The 1,228-nt window shown below is 46.3% G+C and carries 1 protein-coding gene; it reads right to left on the bottom strand.

What is annotated here, in order from left to right; genetic code table 11:
- Positions 1 to 91: 91 nt before the first annotated feature.
- On the bottom strand, positions 92 to 1,000 hold the full coding sequence (locus A1351_RS23865; protein ID WP_198162302.1) for an AraC family transcriptional regulator: 909 nt from the start codon (positions 998 to 1,000) through the stop codon (positions 92 to 94).
- Between the last annotated feature and the right edge of the window lie 228 nt (positions 1,001 to 1,228).

Raw genomic sequence — 1,228 nt, forward strand, 5'->3', positions numbered from 1 at the left:
CGCCATACGCAGGGTCGACGTTTTCCGCCGGCTACCAGATGCGGCCAATCTCCTAACCGCATCATCAACTACAGATTTTGAAGTCCAAATCTTAGAAAGAGCTCCGTCTCTGCTCGATCCTCATCCTATTTCTTGCTTCGCCGGGCGAAAGTCCGAAACGGGCTTTGAACGCTCTGTTGAAGTGAGGCTGATCGCTGAAACCGACTTCGAAGGCAATTTGTCCAATTCGAAGATTTATATCTCCGGAGGTCAACTTTTCGTAGGCCTCGTTTATCCGGAGCCGGGTGACACGCTCCGTAAACGAGGTTCCCGTCTCCTCAAGCAGAGCATGGATATATCGGTTCGTAAATTTAAATTTATCGGCAACTAATTTTACAGAGAAGTCGTGCTTGCGGAAATTGGATCGAATTTCCGCAAGAATAGCCTGGACTCTTTCTTTCTTTACGCCGACAAACTGATTTGCTTCGATTTTGTCGTCAATATCGCCTCCGATAGACCTTATAAGCGACGCAACAGCTCTGGCGATGATGACGTCAGACACATCTCTTGAATACTCATTATGCATATATCGCAAGCTATTTTGTCTCTCAAACATTAGCTTTGTAAAATATTTCAAAATAAATGCCGCGTCGTTTTTATCGCAGGCTACGCGAATTAAATCGTGTTCGGCGAATAGCATCGTTCTGTCGACCGAGATTCTGACTGCAAAGCATTTAGGGTCGATCGTTGGCCGCACACCAAGTGTGGCACGAATGCTACCGCAATCAGAAAAGCAACTACCTTTTATAATCCAGCACTCGTCAGATATCTCCAGACAGACAAACCAGATGGTATCATCGGGACCGTCTCTGCGGCGCGATTCGCAACGATAGATGTTTGTAAATTCACTCAATGTACAGCTATACCAAAGTATATAGTTATTCGTATCGGTTCGCAAATCTCCATTTGTTCTTACACATAAGATGCTGTCTCCTGATGAGAATAGCGGTTGATACGTCATGTTAACTTCCCGCATCCGGTAGGAATATTTTGATTGATGTGCGATCCAGCACCTCGTCGGTGAAGAAGTTAAGTTTGTTTCCGTTTTTATCTTGGTTAGGAGCGAAGTGCTTTTGGCTAGATGCGACACTACGTATTCGTGCGGGCGTTGTCCAGGCTGTCAAGCATCGCCTCATTAGCTCGGCTCACGGTGATAATTGCCACGGTGAGCGCGGCGCCGTGATTTTGT

Origin of the sequence: Methylosinus sp. R-45379, assembly GCF_001644125.1 — a bacterium.
Classification (GTDB): Bacteria; Pseudomonadota; Alphaproteobacteria; order Rhizobiales; family Beijerinckiaceae; genus Methylosinus.

Coding starts and splice junctions, on each gene's coding strand:
- A1351_RS23865 (WP_198162302.1), bottom strand. CDS start 1,000: ATGACGTATCAACCGCTATTCTCATCAGGAGACAGCATCTTATGTGTA.